We start from the raw sequence: 25883 nt of genomic DNA on the forward strand, positions 1-25883 counted from the left end.
ATGCGAAGGGGACGGGAGCTCGAAGCTCCCGTCCCCTTCGCGTATCCGGGTCAGTCGAGGATGCGGCAGCGCGTCGTGAGCTCGCCGATCCCGTCGATGCCGACCGTGACGGTCGAGCGGTCGCGGAGGAAGATCTGCGGGTCGCGCGAGTAGCCGGCACCGCCGGGGCTGCCCGTGGAGATCAGGGTGCCGGGGAGCAGGGTGAGCGACTGGGAGAGGTGGGCGATGAGCTTCGCCACCGAGCGCACCATCTGGTCGGTGCTGGCGTCCTGCACGGTGTGTCCGTCCACGACGGTCCAGATGTGGAGGTCCTGCGGGTCGGCGATCTCGTCGGCGGTCACCGCGAAGGGCCCGGTGGGGGTGAAGCCGTCGAACGACTTGCAGCGGGACCACTGCGCCTCGGAGAACTGGATGTTCCGCGCGGTGATGTCGTTGACCACCGTGTAGCCCCATACGTGCGTCAGGGCATCGGCTTCCGGGACGTCCTTCGCGGGGGTGCCGATGAGCACGCCCAGCTCGGCCTCGTAGTCGACGGCCTCGCTGAGACTCCGGGGCCAGGACGTGGTCTGGTCGTGACCGGTCAGCGAGTTCGGCCACAGCGTGAACACGGTCGGTGCGGCGTCGGTCTTGAGTCCGAGCTCGCTGGAGTGCGCGGCGTAGTTGAGGCCGACGGCGAGCACGGCCGGCGGCGCGATCACGGCGGAGGCGAACCCCCAGCCGGTCAGCGGGTGGCGCGGGGCCGTGCCGTCGCGCAGGGCGGCGCGGAGCTCGTCGAGTCCGGCGTCTCCTCGCTCGATCAGCTGCTGCAGGGTGGCAGGCGCGTCGGACAGGAGATCGGAGACGAGGATGGCGTCCGAGTCCTCCACCACGGCGAGAACCGCCTGGGAGGAGTCTGGACGGCGCAGGTGAGCGAACCGCATGGTTCTACGCTACCGGGTGCGTGCGGCCGGTCGGGTGGAGGAAGCCCCCAGAGCCCGGCGCGGATGCTTGTGCCCCATAAGCTTTGAGCATGACCTTCGGAGGACCGTCCGACCCCCAGCAGCCCGCCCGGTACACGCCGCCGTCCGCGCCGCCCGCGCAGCCGAGTGCGTACTCCGCCGCGCAGTACGCGCAGTCGCCGTATCTGCCGCCGTCGTTCGGACAGCAGCCCGGCTATGCGTCGGCCCTCGCGCAGCCGACGCCCTACACGCCGCCGGCTCCCGTCGCGCCGTCGCCCGCGGAGTCGCTGCCGGCTCTCCCGGTGCCGAACAAGAAGGGCCGGACGATCTCGCTGTGGCTGTTCGGCTTCCTCGGGTTCCTCCTCCTGGCGCTCATCGGCTACTTCGGCTGGGCGCTCGGACCGACCGCGTCGGTGATCGGGCTCGTCCTGGCGTTGATCCCGCTCACGATCGTCTTCCTCGGGGTGCGCATGATCGACCGGTGGGAGCCGGAGCCCAAGCGTCTCGTGGCGTTCGCCATCGCCTGGGGTGCCGTGGCCGCGGTCGGCCTCACGCTCCTCGTCGACATCGGCCTCACGATGCTGTTCGACATCCGCTCCGAGGAGTTCTCCGCGGTGGTCCAGGCTCCCATCGTCGAGGAGTTCTGGAAGGGCCTCGGGGTCTTCCTCATCTTCCTGCTCGCGCGGCGCTCCTTCGACGGTCCGGTGGACGGCGTCGTGTACGGGGCGCTCGTCGGCGCGGGCTTCGCGTTCACCGAGAACATCCAGTACTTCGCCATCAGCCTGATCGAGGGCGGCGGAGAGCAGCTCGGCGTGACCTTCATCGTGCGCGCGGTGCTGTCGCCGTTCGCCCACGCGATGTTCACCTCGCTGACCGGGTTCGCGATCGGCCTCGTGGCTCGCCGGCACGCTTCCGCGGGAGCGGCCGCCGGCGCAGGCCTGCTCGGCATGGTCGGGGCGATCCTCCTGCACGGCCTGTGGAACGGCTCGGCCACCTTCGCCGACTTCTTCGGGCTCTACTTCACCCTGCAGGTGCCGCTGTTCATCGGCTTCATCCTCGGGATCGTCGCGCTGCGGCGAGAGGAGGCGCGGCTCACGCGGGCGCGCCTGGCCGAGTACGCCGCCGCCGGCTGGTTCACGCCGGAGGAGGTCACGATGCTCGCCACGCCCGCCGGGCGCAAGGTCGGGCTGGCGTGGGCGGCGCAGCTGCGCGGCGACCGCCGGCCGCTGATGCGTGAGTTCATCAAGGACGCGACGGCGCTGGCGGCTGTCCGCCAGCGGGCGATCACCGGTCGCGACCCGCTCGCGGTCGAGGACGAGCGTGCCCTGCTGATCCGGACGAGGGCGGCACGAGCCGCGCTGCTGGCCTACTGAGCGGCACGCCCGGAGACAGACTCAGCGCCCGGTGCTGCGGCGATGCCTGCATGTCTCCCGGGCGCTGAGTTGATCTGCCACCAGGGTGCACCCGGCCCCGGGGATGTGTCAAGGGTCTCCGTGACGGGCAGCCACGGCGGCTCGACGAGGTGTTCGCTGTGAGCAGGTGCGGTCGCGTTGACCGGGCGCGCGACGGTCGGGTTGGATGGAGCCATGACTGATCGCACAAAGCCCGAGTTCGACGCCCCGACCGGCCCTGCCCCCGCAGAACTGGTCATCCGCGACATCATCGAGGGTGACGGTGCCGAGGCCAAGCCCGGCGACACCGTGACCGTCCACTACGCCGGCGTGGAGTTCGAGTCCGGCGAGGAGTTCGACTCGTCGTGGGGTCGCGGCGAGACCATCCAGTTCCCGCTCCGCGGCCTGATCCAGGGCTGGCAGGACGGCATCCCCGGCATGAAGGTCGGCGGTCGTCGCGAGCTGATCATCCCGCCGCACCTCGCCTACGGCCCGGCCGGGGGAGGACACTTCCTCTCCGGCAAGACGCTGATCTTCATCATCGATCTCGTCGCCGTCGGCTGACATCCTCGTTCGGAAGCGCCCCGCCCCCTGTGGTGTGGGGCGCTTTCGACGTCTCCGGACTTTCTGCCCGACACGGGAATACATGCGAGTGAATGTATGTTGTGGGAAGGGTGCCGCGGACGATCGCGGTGCCATCCCTTCGCCGCCGCCGCGGCCGACGTCTCCTGAGGAGCAACCATGAGCAGCATCGACATCCCCGGTTACCGCCCCGGCACCTGGGTCCTGGACCCGTCCCACAGCGAGGTGACCTTCAGCGTCCGCCACATGATGATCTCGAAGGTGCGCGGCACCTTCGGCGTGAAGAGCGCGACGCTCGTGGCCCCGGAGAACCCCCTCGACGCCAAGGTCGAAGCCTCGGTCGACGTGACCTCCGTCGACACGAAGGACGAGGGCCGTGACCAGCACCTCCGCTCCGCCGACTTCTTCGACACCGAGAACTTCCCGACCATGGACTTCGTCTCGACCGGCGCGCGCGTCGAGGGCGGCGACTTCCTCGTGGACGGCGACCTCACCATCCGCGGCATCACCAAGCCCGTCACCTTCGAGCTCGACTTCGGCGGCTTCGGCAGCGACCCGTGGGGCAACTACAAGGCCGGTGCCTCCGCCAAGACGGTCATCAACCGCGAGGACTTCGGCCTCACCTGGAACGCCGCGCTGGAGACCGGCGGTGTGCTCGTCGGCAAGGACGTCACGATCACGCTCGACCTCCAGGGTGCGCTGCAGCAGGACTGACGCGCGCAGACCTCTCCGAACCCCGGGCCCGTCAGGGCTCGGGGTTCTCTGCGTCGTAGGCGCGGAACCGCGGGTGCCGACGGGCGAGGAGGGCGACGAGGACGATCACGAGGATGCCGCCGAGCAGCGGGGGGAACCACAGCGACGTCAGCGTCGCGAGGGTCCCGGCGTAGAGGGCGCCGACGCGGGGGCCGCCGGTCACCACGACGACGAAGAGCCCCTGCAGGCGTCCGCGCATGGCGTCGGGCACCGCGGCCTGCATCATGGTGTTCCGATAGATCGAGCTGATGTTGTCCGAGGCGCCGGAGAGCGCGAGCGCCACGCAGGCGGCGACGATGAGCAGGACGTGCGGCCGGTCCTCACCGGCGGGCGTCGCGGAGAGCGCGCCGATCAGGAGGACGACGCCGAACAGGGCGATCGCGGCGCCGTAGGCCTCGATGGCACGGGCGATCCCACGACCGTGCCACCGGTACTGCACCACGCGGCCGGAGAACAGGCTCGAGGAGAAGGTGCCGACGGCGACCGCGGCCGTGAGGATGCCGGTCGTGAACGCCCCGCCGCCGAGGATCACGGTGCCCAGCGCCGGGAAGAGCACGAGGGGCTGCCCGAAGGTCATCGCGATGATGTCCATGACGTACTGCATCCGGATGTTGCCCGCCCGTCGGAGGAAGCGCCAGCCGTCGACGAGTGAGGCGAAGCCGGGGCGCACGGTGTCGCCTTCGGGGCGCAGGGCGGGGAGGGTCCACAGTCCGAGGAACATCGACAGCATGAGCACGACGTCGATCGTGTACGTCCAGCCGTACCCGGTGAGGGCCACGAGGAGTCCGGCCAGCGCGGGGCCGGCCATGACCGTGAGTCCGAAGGCGACGCCGTTGAGCGCGGACGCGGCGGCGAGCATGCGGCGGGGGATGAGCCGGGGGACGATCGCCGTCCGGGTGGCCATGCCGACGGAGTTCGCCGCCGAATTCACGATGCTCAGCGCGTACAGCCACCAGATCGTCTCCGTCCCCGTCCACGTGAGCGCGGCGAGGAGCGCGGTGGAGGCGAACGTCACGGTGGCCGCGATCAGCGCGACCCGCCGGCGGTCGAACGCGTCGGCGAGCATGCCGCCGTACAGACCGGCGAGGATCATCGGGAGAAGGCCGGCGACGGCGATCATCGAGACGGCGAACGTGCTCTCGGTCAGTTCGAACACGTGCAGCATCACGGTCACGATGGTGAGCTGACCGCCGATGCCGGCGAGCGTCGAGCCGATCCACATCCGGGCGAAGGCCGGGCTCGCCTTCAGCGGGGTGAGGTCGATCAGATGGCCGCGTCGGGAGCTCACAGGGCGATCTTCTTCTGCACATCCCGAGCCTAGTTGACCGGTGGACCCCGGTCCGGACCCCGTGTCCCGCCGTGGTCGTTCGGGCTGGTAGACTCGTCAGGTTGCCGTTCGATCGGCCGCGGATAAAGAGAGCTCACGCATCAGGCGTCGGGCGCCGCGCAACAAGCAGAGAGGGGATCGAATCTATGGCACTGGAAGCAGACGTCAAGAAGGCGATCATCGAAGAGTACGCGACGCACCCCGGTGACACCGGATCCCCCGAGGTGCAGGCCGCGATGCTGACGCAGCGCATCAAGGACCTCACCGAGCACCTGAAGGAGCACAAGCACGACCACCACTCGCGTCGTGGTCTGTTCCTGCTCGTGGGTCAGCGCCGTCGTCTGCTCGGCTACCTCCAGAGCGTCGACATCGAGCGGTACCGCTCGCTGATCGCACGCCTTGGTCTTCGCCGATAAGGCACCACGGACCCAGCGTTCAATCGCGCAGAACATTCTTGAGAAGGCCGCCCCACGGTGTGGGGCGGCCTTCGTCATGTCCGGGATGACGCGTCGCGGAGCCTGTCAGGCGGGCGTCCGGACCAGATCGGGGTGGTGGATGGCCGCCACGTCGGGGTGCGCGCGCAGTCGCGACTTCATGGCGTTCTCGCCGTAGGTCGCGTGGATCGGATTGCTCGGGTCCTCGGTGATTCCGGTGGCCTCGGCGGCGAGGTCGGCGGGGAGCTCGAGCAACGGCAGCTGCTGGTCGAGGGCGGGGTTGAAGAAGAACGGGATCGAGATGCGCTCCTCGGGCGCCCGCGGCGAGATCACCCGATGGTTCGTCGCCTTGAGGTAGCCGCCGGTGGCGTACTCGAGCAGCTCGCCGATGTTGACGACGAAGGCGCCGGGCACCGGGGGAGCCGACACCCACTCGCCGTCACGCTCGACCTGGAGCCCGCCCTTGCCGGGCTCGACCCAGAGCAGCGTCAGCACCCCGGAGTCCTTGTGCGCGCCGACGCCCTGCTGCGGTTCCGGCTCGTTCGTGCCCGGGTACCGCACGATCTTGATCAGGGTCGACGGATCGCGGAACGTCTCGTCGAAGTAGGTCTCCTCGGCCCCGAGAGTGAGGGCCCAGGCGCGCAGGAGCTTGCGGGCGATCTCCGTCAGGGCGTCGTGCCACTCGGTGACGACCTGCTTCAGCTCGGGCTGGGCGGCCGGCCAGAGGTTGGGGCCGATGAGGCGGTTGAAGGCGGGGCCGCCGTCCACCGGCTCGCGCTCGGGGCCGATGTCGATCTGCTCGCGCCAGTCGACCTTGCCCTGCGTCCGTTCCCCGCCGATCCGGGTGTAGCCGCGGAAGTGCGGGCTGTTGACGTTCTCGATCGCGAGCTTGTCCTCCTCCGGCAGGGCGAAGAAGTCGAGGGCCGCCTGGTGCAGCCGCGCCTCGAGTTCCGGTGAGATCCCAGTGCCGGTGAGATAGAAGAAGCCGACGTCGTGAGTGGCCGCGCGGAGGTCGTCGCGGAAGCGCGCCGCGGCCTCGGGGCCGTCGTCGAGCTGGGACAGGTCGAGGATGGGGAGCGAGAGTTCAGCCATGGACCGAGGCTATGTCGGGGATGTGGCCGGAGGACGCTCTGTTGCACTCCATTACCTCCGGCGGTGGTGTCGGGGCGGCGCCGGTCGCGGTGCTAGAGTCTCGGTGGTAAGGGATGCCTTACCTCAGTCGTCAGTCAGAGAGTGTCTCCCGTGCTCGCCACCTTCCTCATCGGACTCCGCGAGGGTCTCGAAGCCGCGCTCGTCGTCGGCATCCTCGTCGCCTACCTCCGCCGTCTCGGTCGGCGGGACGCGCTGCCCAAGATGTGGGCCGGGGTCGGTCTCGCGATCGCCCTCGCTCTGGGCATCGGCGCGATCCTGACCTTCGGAGCCTACGAACTGACGTTCCAGGCCCAGGAGCTGATCGGCGGCGGGTTGTCCCTCGTCGCGGTGGCGATGGTGACGTGGATGATCTTCTGGATGCAGCGCGCCGGCCGCACCATGAAGGCGACTCTGGAGGGCGGCATCGATCGCGCGCTGACGGTGGGTGGTCTCTGGGCGCTCATCGCGATCGGCTTCGTCTCCGTCGCCCGCGAGGGGATCGAGACCACGCTGCTGCTGTGGTCGATGGTGCAGTCCTTCGGCGACGCCCCCTCGGCCCTCGTCGGCGCGCTCCTGGGACTCTCCGTGGCCGTCGTGCTCGGCTGGCTCATCTCCCGCGGGGCGCTGCGCCTGGACCTGCGGCGCTTCTTCGCCTGGACGGGCGGCTTCCTCGTGATCGTCGCGGCAGGCGTCCTCGCCTACGCGCTGATGGATCTGCAGGAGGCCGGCGCGCTTCCCGGCCCGTTCACCGCCGCCGCTCCGCTCGACCCGGTCACCGGCGCCGTCGCCGTGGGCGCGGCCGGCTTCCCGTTCGGCTGGGCGTTCGACGTGTCGGCGGCGATCGCTCCCGGCGGCGCCCTGGCCTCCGTCCTGCAGGCCACGGTCGGCTTCATGCCCGCCATGACGTGGCTGCAGGTGCTCGCCTGGGGCCTCTACCTCCTCGTCGTGGGCGGGCTCTACCTCCGCGGCCTTCGCTCGGCACGCCCTTCGACGCGCGGTGCCTCCGCCGCCACCCCGACGTCCTCCCTCACACAGCAAGGAGCAGCATGATCACCTCGCACCGGGTCCTCGCCGCGGCAGCCGCCGCGGGTACCGCCGTCCTCCTCCTCAGCGGCTGCGTCGCGAAGAGCGATAGCCAGGCGACGGCGGCGTTCGACGTCTCGTCCACCGCCACGGACTGCGCCGTCTCCGCGTCCACCGCGAAGAGCGGGACGCTGACGTTCGATGTGAAGAACGACACCGACCAGGTCTCCGAGTTCTACCTGCTGGCGGAGGACGGACTGCGGATCGTCGGCGAAGTCGAGAACATCGCCCCGGCCGCGTCCCGCACCCTCACGGTGGTCGCCCAGCCGGGCGAGTACTTCACGCTCTGCAAGCCGGGCATGGTCGGCGACGGTGTCGGTCGGGCGGCGTTCACGGTGACCGGAGACCGCGTGGCGGTGGACGGCCCCGACGCCGAGCAGAAGCAGAAGGCCGTCGATCTCTACGGGGCGTTCGTGAAGGATCAGGTCGGGCAGCTCGTGCCGGCCGTGGAAGACCTCGTGGCCGCATATGAGTCCGGCGACGACGAGACCGCCCGCACGCTCTTCCCCCAGACGAGGGCGTTCTACGAGCGCATCGAGCCCGTCGCCGAGGCGCTCGGAGACCTCGACCCGCGGATCGACTACCGAGAGGTCGATGCGGTGGCGGAGGGCCTGGACTGGACCGGATTCCACCGCATCGAGAAGGACCTCTGGGTGCCGGCGAAGGACGCGCTGAACGCCGACGGAGAGACCCCGGCATGGCAGGACTGGACGCCGTCCACGCCCGCGGAGCGCGCCGATTACGGCGACCTGCTCCTGGCCGACGTGCAGGAGCTGTACGACTACGTGCACTCGGACGACTTCACCACCGCGTTGGACGACCAGGGGATCGGCGGCATCTCGAACGGCGCGATCGCACTGCTCGACGAGGTGGCCACCGGCAAGATCTCCGGTGAGGAGGACTGGTGGTCCGGCACGGATCTCTTCGACTTCGCCGCGAACGTCGAGGGATCCAAGATGGCCTTCTCACTGGTGCAGGACTTCGCCGCGGCGCAGGGCGACGACGGCGAGGCCCTCGTCTCCGAGATCGAGACCGGATACACCGCCCTCGAGGAGTCCCTCGCCGCGCACGGCTCGCTCACGAAGGGTTTCGTCGGCTACGGCGAGCTGACCGAAGCGGACAAGCGGGAGTTCACCGACCTCATCAACGCGCTCGCCGAGCCGCTCTCGCAGCTCACCGGCACGGTGCTCGACTGACGACGGCACACGGAGGAGCACGGACGTGAACGAGTCGGAATCCGTCCCCCGGGAGGCGCCGGCGGCCCTGCCGTCGGAGCCCTCCGGCGGTGGTCTCAGCCGCCGAGGGCTGCTCGGGCTGGCCGTCGGCGGTGGCGTCGCGGGGCTGGCCGTCGGCCTGGGGGCCGGGACGGCCGGGGGCATGGCGCTCGGGCGTGCGCGCGCCGCCGAGGACGCCGAGTCGCGGTACGAGTTCTTCGGCGCGTACCAGGCCGGCGTCACGACGCCGGTGCAGGACCACCTGCACTTCGCGAGCTTCGACATGATGCCCCGCACCGACCGGGACGATCTCATCTCCCTGTTGCAGGACTGGTCGTACGCCGCGGCGCGGATGACGCAGGGGCTGGAGGTGAGTGCGAGCGGCGCGGTGAGCGGCCCCGCCGAATCGCCCCCGGATGACACGGGGGAGGCGCTGGGGCTCCCCGCCGCGGGCCTGACCCTCACGTTCGGGTTCGGTCCGGGGCTGTTCGAGAACGAGGACGGCGATCGCTACGGTCTCGCAGCGCGGCGCCCGCCCGGCCTCGAACGCCTCCCCGCCTTCCTCGGGGACGACCTCGATCCCGCGGCGTCGCACGGCGACCTGTGCATCCAGGCCTGTGCCGACGACCCCCAGGTCGCCGTGCACGCGATCCGCAACCTCAGCCGCATCGCGTTCGGACGGGCGCGCCTGCGCTGGTCACAGCTCGGATTCGGCAAGACCTCGCGCACGACGGCAAGCCAGGCCACGCCCCGGAACCTCTTCGGCTTCAAGGACGGCACGGCCAACATCCTCGCCGACGACACCGCGGCGCTCGCCGAGCACGTCTGGGTCGCCGAGGGTGACGAGCCGTCCTGGATGGCCGGCGGTTCGTATCTGGTCGCCCGGAAGATCGCCATGCTCATCGAGACCTGGGACCGGGTGCGCCTCTCCGAGCAGGACACGATCATCGGACGGGACAAGGGGGTCGGGGCGCCGCTCTCCGGTGGCGACGAGTTCACGGCGCCCGACTTCCGCGGGACGAAGATCGATGCGAACAGTCACGTCCGGCTCGCGCATCCGGAGCAGAACGACGGCATCCGCATCCTGCGCCGCGGCTACAACTACGTCGACGGCAACAACGCCCTCGGACGACTCGACGCCGGGCTGTTCTTCCTGTCCTACCAGCGTGATCCCGCCCAGTTCATCAGCCTGCAACGCCGGCTGTCGACCGATCGTCTCAACGAGTACATCCGTCACGTGGGCTCAGGCATCTGGGCCATCCCCCCGGGAGCGCAACCGGGCTCGTACGTGGGGGCGGAGCTGTTCGCCTGAGCACTCAGCCGGCGGCGACGTCTTCGAGGACGGCGACGGCGTCCGCGGCGAACGCATCCGCTCCGGCGTGATCGTGAGCGGTCACCGTCACCACCGCGTCGTCGAGGAAGAGCAGCAGCTGGCCGTGGGCCCCGTGCAGCCGCCACGCTCGTCCCGGACCCTGCCAGCCCGCGAGCGCATAGCGGTCGTAGCCCGGGTTGACGCCCGCGATGACGCCGTCCTCGTGCATGGCGTCGATCCACTCCGGGGCGACGAGTCGACGTCCCTGCCAGGAGCCACGATCGCGGATGAGCAGCCCCAGGCGCGCGACCTCCTCGGTGCGGAGCGGCAGGCCACCCCCCGCCTCGATGCGGCCGTTCGGGCAGCGGGACCACGCCACGTCCTCGATGCCGAGCGGGGCGAACAGGCGGGTCGAGAGGTAGTCGCCGACATCGCCCACCCGGGTCGCGAGGGCGGTCATGGCGGTGTAGGTGCTCGCGTTGGAGTACTGGAACACGCGGCCGCGTGATGGCCGTCGCAGGAACTCCCGGGCCAGATCCGGCCAGTCCGTCATCAGCGTCTCGGACCACGGCAGGTCGATGCCGCTCGACATCGACAGCAGGTGACGCAGGGTGATGTGAGCGACACCCTCGCCGAGTTCGTGGTCCGGAAGGAGGGTGGCGACGGTGTCGTCCAGGCGGATCAGTCCGTCGTCGGCGGCGAGCGCGGCGGCCAGCACGCAGACGCCCTTCGCGATCGAGTGCACGTCCTCCCGGACGTCGGGTGTCCAGCGGTGACCCGCGGTGTCGTCGCCGATGCGCACGTGAAGCCCGTGCGCGGCGAACCCCTGGGAGTCGGCGATGGCGACGAGCCGGTCCCGGACCTCGGATGCGGGGTGGGTGGCTGTCACCGCGGACGCCGGGATCCGGTCGGATCGTTCCGGCGGCCTTCCCGCGAGGCGAGCTCGGGGTCGGCGAACAGCCACCGCGGACGCGGCTCCACGAGCGGACGGAACACCCGCCGCACGGGCTTGGTCGCGAGCAGCAGCGCGAGGACCACCGACAGCGCCGTGACCGCAGGGAGCCAGAACCAGGTCGGCTCGAGGTCGCGCAGCACGCCGCTCTCGCGGAACGGGTAGAGCACGAAGGAGTGCAGGAGGTAGACGTACATCGTGTACTGGCCGAACGTGGTCCACCAGTACGCTCCGCGCGGGATGAGGGCGAAGAAGGCGGCGCACAGCACGACCGCCAGCAGCATGAGCAGGATGCGGATGCCGCCGGCCCACCACTGATCGCCGACGAGGTCGACGTAGGAGTCTTCGTAGAACAGCCAGTGCCGCAGGTCGACTGCCTGCCACAGGGGCAGCCAGTTCCACGCCGCCCATCCGGCCGCGCCGAGGACGACGAGCGCGAGGACGCGGCTCCACCACGGGCGGACGTCGAGGAGGCGGAGGCGGTCGACGACGTTCCGCTCCCGGAGCCACCAGCCCAGGGTGAAGAACGGCAGCAGCCCCAGGGTCCGGGAGAGCGAGAACGTGCTGTCGACGTTCGGCAGGTAGCCGGCGCCGATGGAGATCACGATCGTCCACAGCAGCGGCCAACGCAGCAGCGCGAGGTAGGGGAGGACGAGACGGAAGATCCCGAGCGCGAGCAGGAACCAGAGCGTCCAGCTGGGCTGGGTCGGATTCGGGGTGGTCTCTCCCTCCACGAGCCACTTCGTGAGCGTCCAGAGCGCCTCGAAGATGACGTAGGGCAGGATGATGTCGGTGATGACGCGGGCCATCTGCGTCCGGGTGGGGGAGCCCGACTTGGAGAAGTAGCCCGAGATGATGGCGAACGCCGGCATGTGGAACGCGTAGAGCGCCAGATAGAAGGCGAAGGCGATGTCCGAGTCGTAGCTGAGGCGCTGGATGGCGTGACCCAACACCACGAGGACGATGCAGGCGTATCGCGCGTTGTCCCAGAAGGGCACGCGTCGGCGTTTGCGGGCAACCAGCCCTGTGTGGGGCCCCGTCGTCCCGACTCCGGTGGTGCTCATTCTCCGAGGCTACCGGCCGGGAATAAAGTTGCCCTGCACGCGTTGACCCAATTACATTCAAATGAATAGAACCGGATGTCGAGCATCCGATTCGGAGAACACGGAGCAATCATGAGCGAGCAGTCAGGCGCGCAGGCGATGCAGTTCGGCATCATGTCGGTCAGCGACATCACCCGCGACCCCACCACGGGAGTCACCCCCAGCGAGCAGGAGCGGATCAAGGCGACGCTGGCCATCGCCACGCACGCCGAGGAGGTGGGCCTCGACGTCTTCGCCATCGGCGAGCACCACAACCCGCCGTTCTGGTCGTCGAGCCCCACGACGTTCCTCGCCGCGCTCGCCGCCCAGACGGAACGCCTCATCGTCTCGACCTCGACGACGCTGATCACGACGAACGACCCGGTGCGCATCGCCGAGGAGTACGCGATGCTGCAGCACGTCTCGGACGGCCGCATGGACCTCATGCTGGGCCGCGGCAACACCGGCCCGGTGTACCCGTGGTTCGGGCAGGACATCCGTCAGGGCCTTCCGCTCGCGATCGAGAACTACGCGCTGCTGCACAAGCTGTGGCGTGAGGACGTCGTCGACTGGGAGGGCAAGTTCCGCACCCCGCTGCAGGGCTTCACCTCCACGCCCCGTCCCCTCGACGGCATCGCCCCGTTCGTGTGGCACGGCTCCATCCGCACACCGGAGATCGCGGAGCAGGCCGCCTACTACGGCGACGGCTTCTTCGCGAACAACATCTTCTGGCCGAAGGAGCACTACCAGCGGCTCATCGAGCTGTACCGTCAGCGCTTCGAGCACTACGGCCACGGCACGCGCGAGCAGGCGATCGTCGGTCTCGGCGGCCAGGCGTTCATGGCCGCGAAGTCGCAGGACGCGGTGAACCAGTTCCGCCCGTACTTCGACAACGCCCCGGTCTACGGTCACGGCCCCAGCATGGAGGACTTCACCGAGATGACCCCGCTGACGGTGGGATCGCCGCAGCAGGTGATCGACCGGTACGCGGCGATGCGCGAGCACTACGGCGACTACCAGCGTCAGCTGTTCCTCATCGACCACGCGGGTCTGCCGTTGAAGACGGTCCTCGAGCAGCTCGACATCCTCGGCTCTGAGGTCGTGCCGGTGCTCCGCAAGGAGCTCGCGAAGGACCGCCCGTCCACGGTGCCCGACGCGCCGACCCACGCCGCGCGCGTGCAGGCGACGTACGGCGACGGACCCACGCGGCAGGCGCGCCCCGGTGCGAACCGCGGAGACAACCTCACCGGGGACTCGCCCTACCAGGACACGCCGGCGCCCGCGGGTGCCGCCTTCGGACTCGGCCGGAAGGAGGCCTGACATGACCACGCGTCGCATCGCCGTCGTCTCGGCGGGGCTGTCGAACCCGTCGTCCACCCGGATGCTCGCCGACCGGCTGGCCGCGGAGACCGTGAAGGCGCTCGCGGAGCGCGACATCGAGGCCACCGTCGACGTGATTGAGCTGCGCGACCATGCGCACGACATCACGAACAACATGCTCACCGGCTTCGCGCCCCCCGCACTCGAGACGGCGATCAACACCGTCGTCTCTGCCGACGCGCTGATCGCGGTCACCCCGATCTTCTCGACGAGCTACTCCGGGCTGTTCAAGTCGTTCATCGACGTGCTCGACCCGGACGCGCTCACCGGCAAGCCGGTGCTGATCGGGGCGAACGCGGGGACACCGCGGCACTCGCTCGCGATCGACTACGCGATCCGACCGCTGTTCGCCTACCTGCATGCCGAGGCTGTCTCGACGGGCGTCTTCGCGGCGTCGAGCGACTGGGGCGGCGCGGGGGACGACGTCGCGCCGCTGGCGAAGCGGGTCGAGAAGGGGGCGAGGGAACTCGCCGAGGCCGTCGCGCGCCGGGATGCCGCCGCGGTCGTCGACCCGTACGACCCCGCCACCTACCTGGGTGAGGGACGCTCCTTCGGTCACATGCTCGGCGGTCTCGCCGGAGAGTGACCCGAACGGCGGCCTGACAGCGACGTGCCCCGTGCCTTCCGGCGCGGGGCACGTCCGTGTCTGCGGAGGGGGATGCGGGAGCAGGAGACCGGCTCCCGCATCCTCGCGGTCAACCGCTCTTGCGTCGGAACTCGCGCCGCGTCTGCGGGGCGTGGGCGGCGTGCACGGCGGAATCGCCGTCGAGGTGAGCCTCGCCCTGCCGGTGGTGCGCGTTCTTCTTCTCGAGCGCTTCCTTGAATTTGCGCTTCATGTCCTCGGAGGAGGAGCCGGCGCCTTCTTCGGTGCTCATGCTCCCGAGCCTAGAGCACGGCCGGACGGGCGGCGAGGGTCACCGCTCCCGCCTCCGTGTGAGTCGGTCGAGCCCGAGCCCCAGGGCGACGGCGAGTGCCACCGACACCGGGACGGCGACGAGAGGGCCCCCGGGGAGTACTGCGGCGACCATCGCTCCGACGGCGGCCTGGTAGCCCGCCCACCCGAGCGCGGCCAGGGACACGAGTACCAGGTAGCGAGGGGGATGGATGCGGGAGGCGCCCGCCACGAGGTTGACGGCGAGCCGGGCGAACGGCACGAAGCGCGCGGTGAACAGCACCGTGGCCGTGCCGTGGTCCAGCCGATGGCGTGCCCAGGCGAGGGCCTGCCGGACGCGGTGCCCTCGCATCCAGCCCCAGCGCTCGGTGCCGACGACACGACCGATCAGATAGCAACAGGCGTCGCCGAGCACCGCTGCCCCCGCAGCGCAGAGCACCACCATCCAGAGCGCGGGCGTTCCGGTGGTCACCGCCACGGCGCCGAGGGCGGTCACGGCGATCTCCCCGGGGATGATGACGAAGAACGCGTCACCGAGCACGAGCAGGCTCATCGCGGCCAGGCTCCAGGGGCTGGCGAGGACGTCAGCGAGCAGGTCTGTCGACACGGGCGTCACTCTGCCCCGGGGCGGTGAACGGGAACCAACGCGCGGATAGCCGGTGACCCGTGATCCAGCATCCGGTGAACATCCGGTGCCCGACGCCGATTCCCCTCGGCGGGGACGGGGATCGCCGCCATCCTGAGGGTGTGAGAGTCGCGATCGTCACCGAGTCCTTCCTTCCGCACATGAACGGTGTGACCGGATCCGTGATGCAGATCCTCCGTCACCTGGAGCGCCGAGGGCATGAGTCCTGTGTGCTCGCTCCGGCCGCGATCGGAATCCCGGCGGAGCTGCACGGCGCGCCCGTCACGGCGATTCCCAGCGTCCCGCTCCCGGGGTACCGGGACGTCCGCGTGGGCGCGGCGACCACCCGGAGGATCGGCGCGGAGCTCCACCGCTTCCGTCCCGACGTCGTCCACCTCGCGTCGCCGTTCGCGCTCGGGTGGCGGGGCCTGCTCGCTGCAGAACGCGGGGGTGTCGGAACGGTCGCGGCATACCAGACCGACGTGGCCGCGTACACGGAGAGGTATCGCGTCGCGGTGACGACAGGGATCGCCCATGCCCACATCGCCCGACTGCACCGGAGGGCGACACTCACGCTCGCGCCGTCCACCGAGTCGGCACTGCAGCTGAGTCGGCTCGGCATCGACCGCATCCGGTCCTGGGGGCGGGGTGTGGACGCCGAGCTCTTCCACCCCTCGCGGCGCAGCGACGCGCTCCGGGCGGAGTGGGGAGCCGAGATCGTCATCGGCTACGTCGGACGCCTCGCCCCCGAGAAGCAGGTGGAGGATCTCGCCGCACTGCACGGCATCCCCGGCGCGCGTCTCGTCATCGTCGGAGACGGCCCCCGGCGGGAGCGGTTGCAGGAGCAGCTTCCCGACGCCCTCTTCCTCGGGCGGCTCGACGGGGAGGCGCTCGCCGCGGCGCTGGCCTCCTTCGACGTCTTCGTGCATCCGGGGGAGAGCGAGACCTTCGGGCAGACGCTCCAGGAGGCCCATGCGAGCGGTGTCCCCGTGGTCGCCACAGGCAGAGGAGGCCCGCTCGATCTCGTCCGACCCGGCGTCGACGGATGGCTGTACCGACCAGGAGACCTCGCAGACCTCCGCCGTCGCGTGACCGATCTCGCCGGAGACGAGCGCCGGCGTCGGGCGTTCGGGGAGGCGGGCTGGAGCGCGGTGCAGGGCCGGAGCTGGGCGCACCTCGGCGATCAGCTCCTGGATCACTTCGAGGAGGCGCGGACGCTGCACGCCGTGGACCGTCGGCTGCGCGCTCGCCGCCTCGTCCGGCCGGAGCCGGCCCCGCCCGCCCCCTCGCGCCGCTGGCGACGGATCGTCGCCCTCGGCGACTCGGTGACCGAGGGGCTCTGCGATCCCGGACCCGACGGGGCGCTCCGCGGGTGGGCGGACCGGCTCGCGCTGCTCCTCGCCGCGCGGGGAGGCCTCCACTACGCGAACCTCGCGATCCGGTCGAAGCGGGTGTCCGACGTGTGCGGACCGCAGCTGGAGCGGGCGCGCGAACTCCGCCCCGACCTGGTCACCGTCCTGGTGGGTGCCAACGATCTCGTGAGGCACCGCGTCGACGTGCCCGCGCTCGCCGCGAGTCTGGAGACCGCGGTGCGGCGGCTGCGCGCGACCGGTGCCGACGTGATCCTGGTCACGCCGTTCCTGCCGGCCCGTCGCGCGGCGGCGCTGTACACGCGGCGCTTCTCCGCCTTCGCCACGGCGCTCGCCGGTGTCGCGGCGCGGACCGGTGCGATCCTCATCGACACCGATCTGCTCCCGGCGCTGGGGGAGCGACAGCACTGGGGCGAGGACCTCGTGCATCTCGGCAGTCGGGGCCACCGGGTGCTCGCCTATCGCGTCGCGGAGGTGCTCGGGGTGCCGCACGCCGACGCGCTGGGAGCGCTGGATGCGGCGTTGCACGAGAACGAGCCGATCGGACGCGCGGCCTGGTGGCGGCAGTACGCGCTCCCATGGGTGTGGCGACGACTCCACGGCCGCGCGGCGGGGGACGGGCGTCGGGCCAAGCACGACGACTACGTCTACCTCGGACGCTCCACCGTGCGGCAGGACGCGAGCGTGGTCTGACCGACGGGGCCTCAGCGTCGTCCCATCCCGAGGTAGGTCCAGCCGGCAGCCCGCCACGCGTCGGCATCCAGACAGTTCCGCCCGTCGATCACGATGCGGCCCCGCACGAGCCCGCCGGCGTGCTGGGGACGGAGCTCCCGGCGGTACTCGTCCCACTCCGTGACGACGACGACCGCATCCGCGTCCCGCAGGGCCTCGTCCCTGGACGAGGCGTACCCGAGCTGCGGATGCCGTTCGCGGGCGTTCTCGATCGCCGCGGGATCCGTCACCACGACATCGGCCCCCAGTCCCCGCAGCCGCACGGCGACCTCCAGGGCGGGAGAGTCGCGGACGTCGTCGCTGAAGGGCTTGAAGGCCGCACCGAGGACGGCGATCCTCCGCCCGAAGACGAGGCCGCCGAGCGCATCCACCACGAGGCGCACCGCCCGATCCCGTCGGCGGAGGTTGATGGCGTCCACCTCGTGCAGGAACCCGACGGCCTCCCCGCGTCCGAGCTCCTCGGCGCGCGCCGCGAACGCGCGGATGTCCTTGGGCAGGCAGCCGCCCCCGAACCCGATTCCCGAGCCGAGGTAGCGACGGCCGATGCGCGAGTCGTGTCCGAGTGCTTCGGCGAGGAGGGTGACGTCCGCTCCGGCCGCCTCGGCGATCTCGGCCATGGCGTTGATGAACGAGATCTTCGTCGCGAGGAACGCGTTGGCGGCGCCCTTCACGAGCTCCGCGGTGGCCAGGTCGGTGACGAGGAAGGGCGCGCCCGCGTCGATCGCCGCGGCGTACACGCGGCGGAGCAGGTCGACGGCGGCGGCGCCCTGCGGGGTGTCTTCGACGCCGGCCACCAGACGGTCGGGGTGGAGGGTGTCGTGGACGGCCCAGCCCTCCCGGAGGAACTCGGGGTTCCAGGCGAGCGTCGCGCCGGTCTCCGCGATCCGACGGGCGAGACGGGCTGCGGTGCCCACGGGGACCGTCGACTTCCCGGCCACCACCGCCCCCGGTCGCAGGTGGGGGAGCAGCCCGTCGATCGCCGCGTCGACGAAGCGGAGGTCGGCCGCGGGCCCGGAGGCGGACTGCGGGGTACCGACCGCGAGGAAGTGCACGTCCGCCCCGGCAGCGGCCGCCGGATCAGCGGCGAAGCGCAACCGCCCTGACCGCACCCCGTCCTCGAGGAGCTCGGCGAGGCCAGGCTCGAAGAAGGGCGCGGCACCCGCGGTGAGGTCGGCGACCTTGCCCTCGTCCACGTCGATCCCCACGACATCGTGACCGAGCGAGGCCATCGCCGCAGCGTGCACCGCTCCCAGATACCCGCATCCGATCACTGACATCCGCATGCGCCCAGCACAGCCGAGCCGTCTCTCGCTCCGGCGCACGCACGGTGAACGCCGGGTGACGGTCGGGTGTCGGGACCGCGCCGCGCGCGGAACCCTCGGGTCTTGACGGACACGCTGGTAGTGTGGTCGAGGGTGACTCCGGTCACCCGACAATTTCACATCGACTCATGGAGCGATCGGCGGAGAAGCTGGTCCCCTGTGGTGGGTTCCTCGGCGCACGTCGGGTGGCTTTCTACTGGTGGCCAGCGCAGGCGAGATTCGCGGGAATGCCCGCGCGCCCGAACCCTTCCGTTCCGCTCCTTTGAACACGCTCGCGCGTCACACGGATTCGCGAGTCTAAACAAAGAAGGAGAGACCTCTTGGAAGGTCCTGAAATCACCGCCACCGAGGCCGTTCTCGACAACGGCCGCTTCGGCACCCGCACCATCCGCTTCGAGACCGGCCGCCTCGCGCAGCAGGCTCAGGGCGCCGTCGCCGCCTACCTGGACGGCGAGACCATGCTCCTGTCGGCCACGAGCGCGGGCAAGCACCCGCGAGAGGGCTTCGACTTCTTCCCGCTGACGGTCGACGTCGAAGAGCGTTCCTACGCCGCCGGCAAGATCCCCGGCTCGTTCTTCCGTCGCGAGGGTCGTCCCTCGACCGAGGCGATCCTGGTCTGCCGTCTGATCGACCGTCCGCTGCGCCCGTCGTTCGTCGACGGCCTGCGCAACGAGGTCCAGATCGTCATCACGGTCCTCTCGATCGCGCCGGGCGAGTTCTACGACGCCCTCGCGATCAACGCCGCGTCCGCGTCCACCCAGATCTCGGGTCTGCCGTTCTCGGGTCCCGTCGCCGGTGTGCGCCTCGCGTTCATCCCCGGTCACGGTCAGCACGAGGACCAGTGGGTCGCGTTCCCGACCGCCGAGCAGGTCTCCGAGGCCGTGTTCGACCTTATCGTCGCCGGCCGCGTGGTCACCAAGGCCGACGGCTCCGAGGACGTCGCGATCATGATGGTCGAGGCCGAGGCGACCGAGGGCAGCTGGAACCTGATCAAGGCCGGTGCCACCAAGCCCGACGAGACCATCGTGGCCCAGGGCCTCGAGGCCTCGAAGCCGTTCATCGCCCAGCTCGTCAAGGCCCAGGCCGAGCTCGCCGCCACCGCGTCGAAGGAGCCGGGCGTCTACCCGGTCTTCCCCGCGTACAGCGACGAGGTCTACGACTTCGTGTCCGAGCGCGCGTTCGCCGAGCTGAGCGACGTCTACCAGATCGCCGACAAGACCGAGCGCCAGAACGCCGACGACGCGATCAAGGACCGCGTCAAGGCCGAGCTCATCGAGGCCACCGAGGCGGGTTCGCTCCCGGCCGCGGCCCCGCTGGAGTTCTCCGCGGCGTACAAGTCCGTCACGAAGAAGATCGTCCGTGGTCGCATCCTCACCGAGGGCACCCGCATCGACGGCCGCGGGCTGGCGGACATCCGTCCGCTCGACGCCGAGGTGCAGGTCATCCCGCGCGTGCACGGCTCCGCGATCTTCCAGCGCGGCGAGACCCAGATCATGGGTGTCACCACGCTGAACATGCTCAAGATGGAGCAGCAGATCGACTCGCTGTCGCCCACGACCAGCAAGCGCTACATGCACCACTACAACTTCCCGCCCTACTCGACCGGTGAGACCGGCCGCGTGGGTTCGCCGAAGCGTCGCGAGATCGGGCACGGCTTCCTCGCCGAGCGCGCACTGGTGCCGGTTCTGCCGAGCCGCGAGGAGTTCCCGTACGCGATCCGTCAGGTGTCCGAGGCGCTGAGCTCCAACGGCTCCACCTCGATGGGCTCCGTCTGCGCGTCGACCCTCTCGCTCCTCAACGCGGGTGTGCCGCTGCGCGCCCCCGTCGCCGGCATCGCGATGGGCCTCGTCTCCGACGAGGTCAACGGGGAGACCCGGTACGCGGCGCTGACCGACATCCTGGGTGCGGAGGACGCGCTCGGCGACATGGACTTCAAGGTCGCCGGCACGAGCGAGTTCGTCACCGCCATCCAGCTCGACACGAAGCTCGACGGCATCCCGTCGTCGGTGCTCGCGGGCGCGCTGACCCAGGCCAAGGACGCTCGTCTGACGATCCTCAACGTCCTGAACGCCGCGATCGACGCTCCCGACGAGATGGCACCCACCGCGCCGCGCGTCATCAGCGTCCAGATCCCGGTCGACAAGATCGGCGAGCTGATCGGCCCGAAGGGCAAGACGATCAACGCGATCCAGGACGAGACCGGCGCGCAGATCTCCATCGAGGAGGACGGCACCGTCTACATCGGCGCGACCGACGGCCCCTCGGCCGAGGCCGCCCGTGCCCAGGTCAACGCGATCGCCAACCCGACCAACCCGGAGGTCGGCGAGCAGTTCCTCGGCACCGTCGTGAAGATCGCCACCTTCGGCGCCTTCATCTCGCTGCTGCCGGGCAAGGACGGTCTGCTGCACGTCACCGAGGTGCGCAAGCTCGCCGGTGGCAAGCGTGTGGAGAACGTCGAGGACGTGCTCTCCGTCGGCCAGAAGATCCTCGTGAAGATCACGAAGATCGACGATCGCGGCAAGCTGTCGCTCGAGCCCGTGCTCGACGATGCGCCCGCTGCGGACGAGGCTCCGGCCGAGGACGCCGCCGAGTAAGACACGGATGACACGGAACCCGGGTCTCTCCGTCGGAGAGGCCCGGGTTCCGTCGTCTGTGCCGTGATCGAAACGTTATGGGAAGTTTGCGCGCCGTTCCCCGGATTGGTCGGGACGTTCGCGCACGTCGCATACCCTCGAAGTACGCACCGGGGGGTGCCAGCGAAGCAGTGATGTCGATCGGCTCCGGCCGATCACGGCGGGGGTGAGAGTATGCGGTTGTTCAGCGTAGGCGCAGGAACACCTGCTGAACGCGCCCCGCAGGAGCACGAGGACCATCCTTCCGCTCCCATCCCCATCGTCGGACCCGGCGTGGGGGAGTCCATCCGCGCCGCCCTCGGCGAGACCGGGTACGAGACGTTCCCGCTCATGCTCGGCGCCGCGGAGTTCGGATGGAACGTCGATCTCGAGACGAGCCACGGCATCCTCGACCGCTACGTGGAGTTCGGCGGCAACGCCATCCATACCGCGGACGGGTTCTCCGGCGGGCGGAGCGAGCACATCCTCGGGCAGTGGCTGCGGTCGCGGGACCAGCGCGAGCGCGTCGTCCTGAGCGTGCGCATCGGAGCCCACGCCGACAACCCCGGCCTGGGATCGGTCAACCTCGTCCGTGCCGTCGAGGGGTCGCTGACCCGGCTCGGCGTCGAGCGCATCGACGTGCTGTACCTGGACGCCACGCTGGATGCGACGACCAACCTCGAGGACACCCTGGCCACGGTCGAGTGGCTCGTCGAGGCGGGGAAGATCGGGGCGCTCGGCGCGTACGGCTTCACGCCGGAGAGGCTCGTCGAGGCGCGGATCCTCGCGTCGGCGGGATATCCGCGCATCACGGTGATCGACACGCCGTACAACCTCGTCCGCCGGCAGCCGTTCGAGGGGGACCTGCGGCTCGTCGCCGGCGCGCAGAACCTCGCCGTGACGCCGTCCCACGCTCTGGAGCACGGATTCCTGTCCGGCCGTCACCGGACGAAGGCCCTCGCATCGCGCGGCGTCCGCGGCGAGCAGCTGCGGGGTCACCTCAACCGCCGCGGGACCAAGGTGCTGCGTGCGCTGGATCAGGTCGCGGCGGAGCTCGCCGTGCCTGTCGCGGCCGTGTCCATCGCATGGCTGCTCGCACAGCGCACGGTCGCCGCGCCGATCGTGAACACGTTCGCGACCGACCACGTCGACGAGCTGATGCAGGGCGCGGGTGTCACGCTGTCCCGGGTGCAGGTCGCCGACCTCACCCGCGCGGGCGCCTGAGCTCGCGGCGCCCGTGACATAGGGTGGAAGAGGAAGACCGGCGGATGCTGGCGATGAGGCGAGCGAGCGAGTTGTGACGCACTACATATATCTGGTCAGACACGGTGAACATCAGGATGCCGAGCACGGCCTCGCCGACGGACCCCTCTCCCCGCGCGGTCAGCGGCAGGCGGAGCTCATCGCGGACCGCCTGTCCGGCCTCCCGCTCGACGCCGTCTGGCACTCGCCGCTCCTGAGGGCCGCGGAGACGGCGAGAGCGATCGCCGGCCGACTCCCGTCCGTGGATCCGGAGCCCTCCGCTCTGCTCTTCGACTGCGTGCCGACGGGGATGACGGAGGAGACGCCGGCGGTGTTCGAGCCCTTCTTCGGCTCCGTGACCGAGGCGGAGATCGAGGCGGGCCGCGCGCAGATGTCGGATGCCGTCAACGAGTTCCTCGTGCGGAAGACCGGCGACGTGCACGAGGTGCTCATCACCCACAACTTCGTGATCTCGTGGTTCGTGCGTGAGGTCCTCGCCGCACCGGACTGGCGCTGGATGACCCTGAACCAGTCGCACTGCGGGTTGACGGTGATCGCACAGAAGCAGGGACGGCCGTGGACCCTGCTCACGCACAACGACACCGGCCATCTGCCGATGGAGCTGCGGACGGGGATCCCGGACGCGCTGCTGGTCTGATCGACGCCTCCGCGCGCCGCGTCCCCCGGCCGACGCCCGGAAATAGACTGGAGGTATGACCACGAAGGTAGCCCTCGTCGGCGGGACCGGAAAGCTCGGAACGATCATCGGCGCCGTGATCGCTGAGCTGGACGGCTTCGAGGTGAGCCGCGTCCTGACGTCGGCGAGTGACCTCTCGGAACTCGCAGGCGCCGACCTCGTGATCGACGCCTCCACGCCGCAGGTCAGCATCGACGTGGTGCGCACGGCCGTGGAGCACGGGCTGAACGTCCTCGTCGCCACCTCCGGCTGGTCGGCGGAGCGGATCGCCCTCGTCCGTCCGCTCGTCGAGGCCGCCGACACCGGAGCGGTGTTCATCCCGAACTTCTCCCTCGGCTCCGTTCTCGGCTCGGCCCTCGCGGCGGCCGCCGCGCCCTACTTCGGCTCGGTGGAGATCGTCGAGGCACACCGGGAGACGAAGGTGGACTCGCCCAGCGGGACTGCCGTCCGCACGGCGGAGCTCATCGCCGCCGCGCGCGCGACCCAGGGTCCGGTGAGTGCGCCGCATGCCGATCAGCGCGCCCGAGGTCAGCAGGTCGGCAGCGTGCCCATCCACTCGCTCCGCCGTCCCGGGGTGATCGCCAAGCAGGAGGTGATCCTCTCCGGACCGGGGGAGTCGCTGACCTTCACGCATGACACCACCGACCCGGCCCTGGCGTATGCGCCGGGGATCCGCCTGGCCGTGCCCTACGCGGCCACCGCCACCGGCGTCGTGGTGGGCCTGGAGAACATGCTCGACATCGGCATCCGCTCGTGATGTCCCGGATCGGGGTCGGGCTGATGGCCGCGGCCCTCCTGCTCTACCTCGTCGTGGCCGGCTGGCTCGCCGTCATGTTCCTCGCCGTGGGGACGCCGGTCTCCATCGGGATGGGCATCACGCTCCTCGTGCTCGCACCCGTGGGCGGGTGGGCGCTGGTGCGCGAGATGCTCTTCGGCTTCGGCGCCGACCGGCTGGGGCGCCTGCTCGACGCTGAGGGCGGCATGCCGCCCGTCGAGACCGAGCTCACGCCCAGCGGACGCATCGCCCGCAAGGATGCCGATGCGCTCGTCGCGCGCTACACGGCGGAGGCGGAGGCGGCGCCCGCAGACTGGCGGGCGCGCTATCGCCTCGGCGTCGTGCAGGATGCGGCGGGACGCCGCAAGGACGCCAGGGCGAGCATCCGACAGGCGATCAGCCTCTCCCGCGCCTGACGTCCACGCGGCTCAGGCGAGCGTCGCCTCGAGCGTGATCTCGATCCCCGCGAGAGCCTGGGACACCGGGCATCCGGTCTTCGCCCCCTCGGCGATCTCCTGGAACTTCTCCGCGGTCAGACCCGGCACCGTCGCGTTGACGTTGAGGTGGCTGCCGGTGATGCCGACGCCCGGCTTGAAGGTGACCGAGGCGCTGGTGTCGACGCGCTCCGGTGCGGTGCCGTTCTCGGCGAGTGCGTGCGAGAGCGCCATGCTGAAGCAGGAGGCATGGGCCGCGGCGATGAGCTCCTCCGGCGTCGTGGTCGTGTCGCTGCCCTCGCTGCGGGACTTCCAGTCGATCGGGAACGTCCCCAGATGTGAGGAGGAGAAGGCGACCGTGCCGGAACCCTCCGTGAGCGATCCGGTCCAGGTGGCGGCGGCTTCACTGGTGACGGGCATGGTTCCTCCGGTTCTGACGCCACCGGGGGAGCGGCGTCGCTTGGTCGCCAGCCTACCGAGCGACCGGGCCTTCGGGAACCGGCGTCAGGCGGCGCGGCGCGGTCGTCCGGTGAGCCCGACGCGCTGCAGCAGGAGGTAGAGCTGGCATCCGAGGCACAGTCCGAACAAGGCGTTGAGGAAGGCGGCGAGGAACGCCGCAGCGGTGGCGATCGGAAGGGCCCACGGCACCCCGGCGAGGTGGAGCAGGAGGCCGAGTCCCACGACGACGAGACCCACGCCCTGGGCGAACCGCGGGGGACGGGGATCCTCCAGCTCTGCGGGCGGCGCGAGGCGCGGACGGACGAGGCGGCGGTAGAGGACGCCCCAGGGCGCGGTGGTGGGAGAGACGACGCCCCAGAGGAACAGGAGCGCGATCAGCGTGGCCAGGAGGAAGCCAGGGTCGAGCACGCGCGCGACGGGCCCTGCGGCGGAGACCGCCCAGCCGCCTCCTCCGATGAAGGCGAACTCCGACGACGCCGTGAGCGCGAACCAGCGATCGGGGGTCCGCGCGGTGGAGATCCCGATGAGGGCCAGGAACGTCGCGATGGCGAGCAGGAGCGCGGTGATCCCGGCGGCGAAGCGGGGCCCGCGCGGATCGATTCCGGGGGGAGGGGTCATCATCTGCTCCAGACGGGGTCTGAGACGGCGGCGACGGCGTGGGTCAGGCTCTCCCGAGCGGGTATGCCCGCGAACCGGGCCCTGACGCGCCCGGTGGCGTCGAGCACGAAGGTGGTCGGTGTCTGCAGCACACGGTAGCGCGCCGAGAGATCCGGGCGGTGCGTGAGATCGATCTCGATGTGCGCGAGGCCGGTGTCCGCGGACGCATAGGAGCCGAGAAGACGACGCACCTGGGGGCAGCGGGCGCATGTCTCCGTGCTGAACTGCACGAGCGTCGCCGTGGCCCCCAGCGCCGCGCCCTCCGCATCAGCGGGATCGAACCGCAGGTCGCCGCCGTCGCGGCGGCGGCCCTCTCTCCCGCGGAGCACGAGCCCGACCACGGTGGCGAGCACCAGCAGCGCGGCCAGAGCGGCGAGAGCGAGCGCGGGGGACATCCCTCGAGGCTAGATCCGCGGCCGCGGGAGCGTCGCGATGTTTCGGTCCGTGACGTGCGGATCGCGTGACGACCACCGCCCCCGCCGGGAGC

Annotated in this window: 26 protein-coding genes; 15 read left to right on the forward strand and 11 right to left on the reverse strand. The window is 70.5% G+C overall.

Annotated features, from left to right (window positions below; translation table 11 throughout):
- Positions 1–50: 50 nt before the first annotated feature.
- On the reverse strand, positions 51–920 hold the full coding sequence (locus KVS71_RS10275) for a fumarylacetoacetate hydrolase family protein (RefSeq protein WP_217584477.1): 870 nt from the start codon (positions 918–920) through the stop codon (positions 51–53).
- 89 nt (positions 921–1009) lie between these two features.
- Here KVS71_RS10275 and KVS71_RS10280 point away from each other — a divergent pair, with 89 nt between their 5' ends.
- The 3 genes from KVS71_RS10280 to KVS71_RS10290 all read left to right on the forward strand — a co-directional run bounded on the left by KVS71_RS10280 (position 1010) and on the right by KVS71_RS10290 (position 3625).
- On the forward strand, positions 1010–2311 hold the full coding sequence (locus KVS71_RS10280) for a PrsW family intramembrane metalloprotease (protein ID WP_105949638.1): 1302 nt from the start codon (positions 1010–1012) through the stop codon (positions 2309–2311).
- 213 nt (positions 2312–2524) lie between these two features.
- Positions 2525–2893, forward strand: coding sequence for an FKBP-type peptidyl-prolyl cis-trans isomerase (locus KVS71_RS10285; protein ID WP_025103196.1), 369 nt, complete (start codon positions 2525–2527; stop codon positions 2891–2893).
- A 177-nt stretch (positions 2894–3070) separates the two neighbouring features.
- Positions 3071–3625 carry a YceI family protein gene (locus KVS71_RS10290; protein WP_025103197.1) on the forward strand — a complete coding sequence of 185 codons (555 nt, stop codon included), beginning with the start codon at positions 3071–3073 and terminating at the stop codon, positions 3623–3625.
- A gap of 31 nt (positions 3626–3656) precedes the next feature.
- Here the strand turns inward: KVS71_RS10290 and KVS71_RS10295 are convergent, their stop codons facing one another.
- Positions 3657–4952: an MFS transporter gene (locus tag KVS71_RS10295; protein WP_105949639.1), complete on the reverse strand. Its 1296-nt coding sequence runs from the start codon at positions 4950–4952 to the stop codon at positions 3657–3659.
- Between the two features lie 185 nt (positions 4953–5137).
- Here KVS71_RS10295 and rpsO point away from each other — a divergent pair, with 185 nt between their 5' ends.
- On the forward strand, positions 5138–5407 hold the full coding sequence (gene rpsO / locus KVS71_RS10300; RefSeq protein WP_017203073.1) for a 30S ribosomal protein S15: 270 nt from the start codon (positions 5138–5140) through the stop codon (positions 5405–5407).
- 105 nt (positions 5408–5512) lie between these two features.
- Here rpsO and KVS71_RS10305 read toward each other — a convergent pair whose 3' ends face one another.
- Positions 5513–6517, reverse strand: a complete 1005-nt coding sequence (locus KVS71_RS10305) for an isopenicillin N synthase family oxygenase (protein WP_105949640.1) — start codon at positions 6515–6517, stop codon at positions 5513–5515.
- Between the two features lie 150 nt (positions 6518–6667).
- Here KVS71_RS10305 and efeU point away from each other — a divergent pair, with 150 nt between their 5' ends.
- The 3 genes from efeU to efeB are packed head-to-tail and all read left to right on the forward strand — an operon-like array spanning position 6668 to position 10165.
- Positions 6668–7606 (forward strand): iron uptake transporter permease EfeU, encoded by a 939-nt coding sequence (efeU, locus tag KVS71_RS10310; protein ID WP_105949641.1) that lies wholly within the window; start codon positions 6668–6670, stop codon positions 7604–7606.
- Positions 7603–8835: an iron uptake system protein EfeO gene (gene efeO, locus KVS71_RS10315; RefSeq protein ID WP_105949642.1), complete on the forward strand. Its 1233-nt coding sequence runs from the start codon at positions 7603–7605 to the stop codon at positions 8833–8835. The genes efeU and efeO overlap by 4 nt, the downstream gene beginning before the upstream one ends.
- 25 nt (positions 8836–8860) lie before the next feature.
- The gene (gene efeB / locus KVS71_RS10320; RefSeq protein WP_217584478.1) at positions 8861–10165 is read left to right on the forward strand and encodes an iron uptake transporter deferrochelatase/peroxidase subunit; all 1305 of its coding nucleotides are present in this window, start codon (positions 8861–8863) and stop codon (positions 10163–10165) included.
- Between the two features lie 4 nt (positions 10166–10169).
- On the opposite strand, the gene KVS71_RS10325 is transcribed toward efeB, so the two are convergent.
- Positions 10170–11054 carry a serine hydrolase gene (locus KVS71_RS10325; RefSeq protein WP_217584479.1) on the reverse strand — a complete coding sequence of 295 codons (885 nt, stop codon included), beginning with the start codon at positions 11052–11054 and terminating at the stop codon, positions 10170–10172.
- A complete protein-coding gene (locus tag KVS71_RS10330; protein WP_217584480.1) occupies positions 11051–12181 on the reverse strand; it encodes an acyltransferase family protein in 1131 nt (376 codons plus the stop codon). Before KVS71_RS10330 ends, KVS71_RS10325 begins: the two co-directional genes overlap by 4 nt.
- A gap of 111 nt (positions 12182–12292) precedes the next feature.
- On the opposite strand from KVS71_RS10330, the gene KVS71_RS10335 reads away from it, so the two are divergent.
- Both KVS71_RS10335 and KVS71_RS10340 read left to right on the forward strand, forming a co-directional pair.
- Positions 12293–13519 carry an LLM class flavin-dependent oxidoreductase gene (locus KVS71_RS10335; RefSeq protein ID WP_217584481.1) on the forward strand — a complete coding sequence of 409 codons (1227 nt, stop codon included), beginning with the start codon at positions 12293–12295 and terminating at the stop codon, positions 13517–13519.
- A 1-nt stretch (position 13520) separates the two neighbouring features.
- Positions 13521–14165 carry an FMN reductase gene (locus KVS71_RS10340; protein WP_025103206.1) on the forward strand — a complete coding sequence of 215 codons (645 nt, stop codon included), beginning with the start codon at positions 13521–13523 and terminating at the stop codon, positions 14163–14165.
- A gap of 109 nt (positions 14166–14274) precedes the next feature.
- Here KVS71_RS10340 and KVS71_RS10345 read toward each other — a convergent pair whose 3' ends face one another.
- Positions 14275–14454, reverse strand: a complete 180-nt coding sequence (locus KVS71_RS10345) for a DUF5302 domain-containing protein (protein ID WP_025103207.1) — start codon at positions 14452–14454, stop codon at positions 14275–14277.
- A 39-nt stretch (positions 14455–14493) separates the two neighbouring features.
- Positions 14494–15078, reverse strand: a complete 585-nt coding sequence (locus tag KVS71_RS10350) for a DedA family protein (RefSeq protein WP_368874667.1) — start codon at positions 15076–15078, stop codon at positions 14494–14496.
- 140 nt (positions 15079–15218) lie between these two features.
- Here KVS71_RS10350 and KVS71_RS10355 point away from each other — a divergent pair, with 140 nt between their 5' ends.
- Positions 15219–17159, forward strand: coding sequence for a GDSL-type esterase/lipase family protein (locus tag KVS71_RS10355; protein ID WP_083371095.1), 1941 nt, complete (start codon positions 15219–15221; stop codon positions 17157–17159).
- A gap of 11 nt (positions 17160–17170) precedes the next feature.
- Here the strand turns inward: KVS71_RS10355 and KVS71_RS10360 are convergent, their stop codons facing one another.
- Entirely contained in the window at positions 17171–18481 is a 1311-nt protein-coding gene (locus KVS71_RS10360) for a UDP-glucose/GDP-mannose dehydrogenase family protein (protein WP_105949648.1), read from the reverse strand.
- A gap of 359 nt (positions 18482–18840) precedes the next feature.
- Here KVS71_RS10360 and KVS71_RS10365 point away from each other — a divergent pair, with 359 nt between their 5' ends.
- From KVS71_RS10365 to KVS71_RS10385, 5 genes are all read left to right on the forward strand, one after another.
- Positions 18841–21114 carry a polyribonucleotide nucleotidyltransferase gene (locus KVS71_RS10365; RefSeq protein ID WP_060921087.1) on the forward strand — a complete coding sequence of 758 codons (2274 nt, stop codon included), beginning with the start codon at positions 18841–18843 and terminating at the stop codon, positions 21112–21114.
- Between the two features lie 312 nt (positions 21115–21426).
- Positions 21427–22356: an aldo/keto reductase gene (locus KVS71_RS10370; protein WP_174521413.1), complete on the forward strand. Its 930-nt coding sequence runs from the start codon at positions 21427–21429 to the stop codon at positions 22354–22356.
- Between the two features lie 73 nt (positions 22357–22429).
- Positions 22430–23032, forward strand: coding sequence for a histidine phosphatase family protein (locus KVS71_RS10375; protein WP_025103212.1), 603 nt, complete (start codon positions 22430–22432; stop codon positions 23030–23032).
- 55 nt (positions 23033–23087) lie between these two features.
- Positions 23088–23828 (forward strand): 4-hydroxy-tetrahydrodipicolinate reductase, encoded by a 741-nt coding sequence (gene dapB / locus KVS71_RS10380; RefSeq protein ID WP_217584482.1) that lies wholly within the window; start codon positions 23088–23090, stop codon positions 23826–23828.
- The gene (locus KVS71_RS10385; protein ID WP_105949650.1) at positions 23828–24262 is read left to right on the forward strand and encodes a hypothetical protein; all 435 of its coding nucleotides are present in this window, start codon (positions 23828–23830) and stop codon (positions 24260–24262) included. The genes dapB and KVS71_RS10385 overlap by 1 nt, the downstream gene beginning before the upstream one ends.
- Positions 24263–24274: 12 nt before the next feature.
- On the opposite strand, the gene KVS71_RS10390 is transcribed toward KVS71_RS10385, so the two are convergent.
- The 3 genes from KVS71_RS10390 to KVS71_RS10400 all read right to left on the reverse strand — a co-directional run bounded on the left by KVS71_RS10390 (position 24275) and on the right by KVS71_RS10400 (position 25791).
- Positions 24275–24700 carry an OsmC family peroxiredoxin gene (locus KVS71_RS10390; RefSeq protein ID WP_060921083.1) on the reverse strand — a complete coding sequence of 142 codons (426 nt, stop codon included), beginning with the start codon at positions 24698–24700 and terminating at the stop codon, positions 24275–24277.
- A gap of 84 nt (positions 24701–24784) precedes the next feature.
- Positions 24785–25357: a DUF4395 family protein gene (locus KVS71_RS10395; RefSeq protein ID WP_217584483.1), complete on the reverse strand. Its 573-nt coding sequence runs from the start codon at positions 25355–25357 to the stop codon at positions 24785–24787.
- Entirely contained in the window at positions 25357–25791 is a 435-nt protein-coding gene (locus tag KVS71_RS10400; protein WP_217584484.1) for a thioredoxin family protein, read from the reverse strand. The genes KVS71_RS10395 and KVS71_RS10400 overlap by 1 nt, the downstream gene beginning before the upstream one ends.
- Positions 25792–25883: the final 92 nt, after the last annotated feature.

The organism is Microbacterium sp. GbtcB4 (genome assembly GCF_019091465.1).
GTDB lineage: Bacteria > Actinomycetota > Actinomycetes > Actinomycetales > Microbacteriaceae > Microbacterium > Microbacterium paraoxydans.